Genomic DNA, 4,150 nt, shown 5'->3' with positions numbered 1-4,150 from the left:
GTCCGGGGCGTTGATCCCCTGCGCGGCGATGTACGCGTCGATGCTGTCCTTGATGCCCTCGGCCACCGCGTCCGCACGGTCGAGGTTGATCTTGAGGTCGTCGGCGAAGTCCAGCCGCGTCCCCTCGATGCCGGTCAGCCGCCCGTACAGCCGCATTCCGTCCCGGGCGAAGGCCCGCAGGTCGATGTCACGCCCGCCGTCCCGCCCGGTGACGTAGTGGTTGACCCTCATCCGCACGGCACCGGCGTCGCCGAACTCGCCGATGTCCTTGGCGTAGTGGCCCATGTCGTCCAGCCAGGCCACACAGTCCCGGCCGCGGTAGAAACGGGCCACACGCGGCGCGCTGCCGACGGCCAAGTGGACCTGGCGTCCGGCCAGGTGCAGATCCTCAGCGATCTGACACCCCGACTGGCCCGTGCCGACCACCAGGACGGCGCCCTCGGGAAGCTGGTCCGCGTTGCGGTAGCGGGAGGAGTGGACCTGCTCCACGCCGGCGGCCAGCCGCTCGGCCATCCGCGGGATGGAGGGCGTGTGGTACGGGCCGGTGGCCACCACCACCTGGTCGGCGGTGAACTCGCCATCCGCTGTGGTCAGTTCGAAGACACCGCTCGGGGATCGCCGCAGCCCGTCGACGGACACTCCCTCCACCAGCGGGGGCTGGAAGAAGGCGACGTAGTCCTCCAGGTACTGAACGATCTGCTCACGGACCATGAACCCGTCCGGGTCGTCCCCTTGGTAGGGGAAGCCGGGCAGTCTGCACTGCCAGTTGGGGGTCACCAGGCAGAACGAGTCCCACCGGCGCTCGCGCCACTCCTGGCCTACCCGGTTCCGCTCGATGACGACATGCTCGATGCCACGCTCACGCAGGCAGTAACTGACCGACAGACCGGCCTGTCCGCCACCGATGACCGCGACCGGGATGGGGGTGCCTCCCCTGCCTTTCTGGCTATGAGGGAGGGCCCCGACCGGCCGCCGCGCGGTCACCGCGCGCTCCCGTCGGCATAGCGCAGTGCCTCGACGGCGACCTGGGCCCCATCGAGACCGGCGTACGCGGCAGCGGTCTCCTCGATCTGCCCCAGCTGGTCGGACGCCCCGGTGCACGCGAACCCGTACTTCTCGCGCACCCGGTCGCTGGCGATACCGAGCGCCGTCCGGCTCCGCTCCACGAAGTCACCGAGTTCGTACACGCCACCGGTGGTGAGGTATTCCTCGATTACCGTGGAAGGTGAGTAACAGCGCTGCGTCTCTCCGTCGGGCCAGCGCACATGGAAATACAGCTCCGGCATGAAATCCTCCATGCGAGGCGCCGAGGTTTTACACCTCGCCGCTGGTTGTGACGACCACTTCAGCCAGCGGGAATTACCGAACGACGTCATCCGGAACAAAGCGGGGTTACGTAATCCTCACGGTGGGTTCGATTTCGCGTACGCAGAGTTGCCTATGAGGCAAAATGCAAGCGATATCGGGTGCGTTGAAGGCCCGTGGCCAGGGCGAATACCGCCTTTCACTCGACCCGCTCGGCCAGAGGTGAACCGCGCCGTGAAGTCGCAGGGCGTGGTGGGCTGCTGCGGGTCGTGCCCTTGCGGAAGTTGGTGAAGCAGCCTGTACAAGTAGGTCACGGGCGCCGCCGACACAGGTACGGCTCAGACGCGCGGTGATCCACCACCGGCTGGACACGGACCGCCTCGCGGGGCGAAGAACTGCACCCCGTTGCGTGGAGTCGACTCCGTCCCACTCGGGACCGTCGAGAGCCTCCGTCAGGCCCAGAGCGCTACGCAAGCCAGGTGGGCGTGCAGAGTGGACGGCTCTCGCGCCCGCCCCGTATGACCGTTCACGCGAGAAAGAAAACCGTGGTCCGAGGGTCATACGGACGTGCCTCCCGCAGCGTCAACGACACGTAAGACCAAGCCAGTTCGACCTCGCCACGGGAGCATGCCGATGAAGCGCACCGACGCCCCACGCCGGACGGTGGTACCGCACGGACGCAGCACGCGACGCGCGATCACCACCGTGGGCGCGATCGCCGCGCTGGCTTCGCTCGTCCTGACCGGTTGTACGGCGGAGACCGACGCGGCACACCGCACCTCACCGGCCGCGAGGGCCGACGCCGCCGCGACCGGCGAGAAACTCACCTACGCCCAGGACCTGCGGATCTCCGACGCCGAGCAGCACCTGATCACGAGCTGCATGAGGAAACAGGGTTTCCGCTACTGGGAGGAAAAGCCGCTGAGCCTGGACGAGAGCCGGCCCGTCGGCTACGTCCAGGACGACGTCGACTGGGCTCGCAGCCACGGCTACGGCAGCCGAATCATGGCGAAGGAGGACCGCGCTCGCCTGCGCAACCCCAACATCGCCTACCGCAAGTCCCTTTCCCACTCACGCCAGAAGGCCTACGACATCGCGATGGACGGCGACCGGGACGCCGTACTGCTGAAGTCGCGGACACCGTCCGGCGGCACGATCACCAAGCAGTCCGGCGGCTGCGCCGGCCAGGCCGAGAAGATGCTGTACGGCGATCCGGCGGCATGGTTCCGCGCCGACGTGACCGTCCGTAACCTGCGCCCCCTGTACGTGGACAAGCTGCTGCGCGACGAGGAGTTCAAGAGCGCGGTGGGCGCCTGGTCGCGCTGTATGAGCAAGGCGGGCCACCCCTTCCCCGACCCCGACGCGGCCCGCCGGTCCACGCGCGAGCACAGCGCGGAGCAGACCCGGGCCGAGGAGGCCAGGACCTTCGCGAACGAGACCCGGATCGCGGTCGCCGACGCCACCTGCGCCCGTTCCGTCTCCCTGCGCTCGATCGGCGAGCAGCGCGAGGCCCACTACGTCGGAGAACTGAGCGCCAAGTACGGCCACGCCCTCGACGCGCACCTGCGGATGCAGCGGCAGGCCCTCACCCGCGCCGAGCGCATGGTCCCCGCTCGCACCTGATCCGGGCCGCGCCGGCCCCAAGACTTCCGTGACCCCGCGTCACGGACGGACTCCGCGACGACGCTCGCGGACTGTCACTCCACCCACGCCTCCCACGAGGCGGAAGCAGAACAGGAATCCGTCATGCGCAAACTGACCGTATCCCTCGCCACCCTGGGCCTCGCGGCCCTCGGCATCGCCGTTCCGGCCGCCGCCCACGCGGGCCCCGGCTGCAACGCCAACTGGAACGCACACGGCCGCGACGGCAACGTCCGCGCCTGGGACGGCACCGACTGCGGCGGGACGCTCCTTGGCGTCACCCCCGGCAACGACCCCGAGTGGGGCGACAGCGCCGGCCCCTTCCAGGGCTCCGACGTGAACCGAGCCTCGTCGGTCATGAACAGCGGTTTCGTCGGCGGCAAGGACGTCGTGGCCTTCTACTACCTCGGGGGATACGACGACAGGGCGTACGGCTGCCTGCTGCCGGGCGAGAAGTACGTGGACGACCTCGGCCGGAACCGCTACACCAACGGCGTGTACATGAACAACAGCATCGAGTCGCACGCCTGGGTGACCTCGAGCGCCTGCGCCCCGGGCTCCTTCATCAGCTGAAGCCCTCGCACCAGCCGTAATTCCGTATCAGGTCACGGCCCGTCGGCATCGCGCCGGCGGGCCGTGCCGTCATGACCGGCTCGACGCCGGTGTGCCCGGCGACCTGACGCTGCCGACCGGCGTATGACGCGACCCCGGCGCAGGCTGCGGGCGGCCGGCGACACGGCAAGGGTCGACGACAGTGACGGTCGTCGACATGGGGGCCTGGTCGACGTCGGACATCCGGGCGGTCACGGCCATCTTCCCCTTACCGGCCGACGAGGCACGGCTGATCGCCGACGCTGTCGAGCAGTGCCCGCCGTGACTATGCCGACACAGGCACAGCGCCAGGTGGCGGCAGGAGACAGCCTGTTCGGTGCAGCCGTTCCACCAGCCCCGCGCACACCAGCCCGGTGGCCGCCAGCACCGCCCACGGCAACCACCGCTCCCCCGTGTCGAACAGCGCCCCGACGGCCAGATTGCCCAGGGAGATCGCGATGCCGGAGGCGGTGTTGTAGGCGCCGTAGTACGTGGCCACGAGCCGTTCCCCGGAGAGCCGGACCACGGTGTCCATCTCGAAGGGGTAGAGCAGCGCCCCGCCCCAGGCGAGCAGGGCGGCGCACAGGACGAGCGCGCCTACGCCGACGAGTGT

General features: G+C 69.3%; 5 protein-coding genes and 1 pseudogene. 3 read left to right on the top strand and 3 right to left on the bottom strand.

Features of this window, described 5'->3' with window-relative positions; all coding sequences use genetic code 11:
• A partial coding sequence (locus JF597_RS50150) for an NAD(P)-binding domain-containing protein (protein ID WP_294012910.1) occupies nucleotides 1–984 on the bottom strand: 984 nt, incomplete at its 3' end.
• Complete coding sequence (locus JF597_RS50145; protein ID WP_294012907.1) at nucleotides 981–1,286, bottom strand: MSMEG_0570 family nitrogen starvation response protein; 306 nt, start codon at nucleotides 1,284–1,286, stop codon at nucleotides 981–983. The genes JF597_RS50145 and JF597_RS50150, both read right to left, overlap by 4 nt.
• A 652-nt stretch (nucleotides 1,287–1,938) precedes the next feature.
• On the opposite strand from JF597_RS50145, the gene JF597_RS50140 reads away from it, so the two are divergent.
• The 3 genes from JF597_RS50140 (at nucleotide 1,939) to JF597_RS50130 (ending at nucleotide 3,823) form a co-directional block, all read left to right on the top strand.
• On the top strand, nucleotides 1,939–2,928 hold the full coding sequence (locus tag JF597_RS50140) for a hypothetical protein (RefSeq protein WP_294012904.1): 990 nt from the start codon (nucleotides 1,939–1,941) through the stop codon (nucleotides 2,926–2,928).
• A gap of 123 nt (nucleotides 2,929–3,051) precedes the next feature.
• Nucleotides 3,052–3,519 (top strand): hypothetical protein, encoded by a 468-nt coding sequence (locus JF597_RS50135; RefSeq protein ID WP_294012902.1) that lies wholly within the window; start codon nucleotides 3,052–3,054, stop codon nucleotides 3,517–3,519.
• Between the two features lie 181 nt (nucleotides 3,520–3,700).
• Entirely contained in the window at nucleotides 3,701–3,823 is a 123-nt protein-coding gene (locus JF597_RS50130) for a hypothetical protein (protein ID WP_294012900.1), read from the top strand.
• Here JF597_RS50130 and JF597_RS50125 read toward each other — a convergent pair.
• Nucleotides 3,824–4,150 (bottom strand): annotated as a pseudogene (locus JF597_RS50125) (MFS transporter); the annotation flags it as partial. It abuts the gene before it with no gap.

It is taken from the genome of Streptomyces sp. (assembly GCF_019510245.1).
In the GTDB taxonomy this organism is placed as follows: Bacteria; Actinomycetota; Actinomycetes; order Streptomycetales; family Streptomycetaceae; genus Streptomyces.
This window is presented reverse-complemented; position numbering and strand designations above follow the sequence as displayed.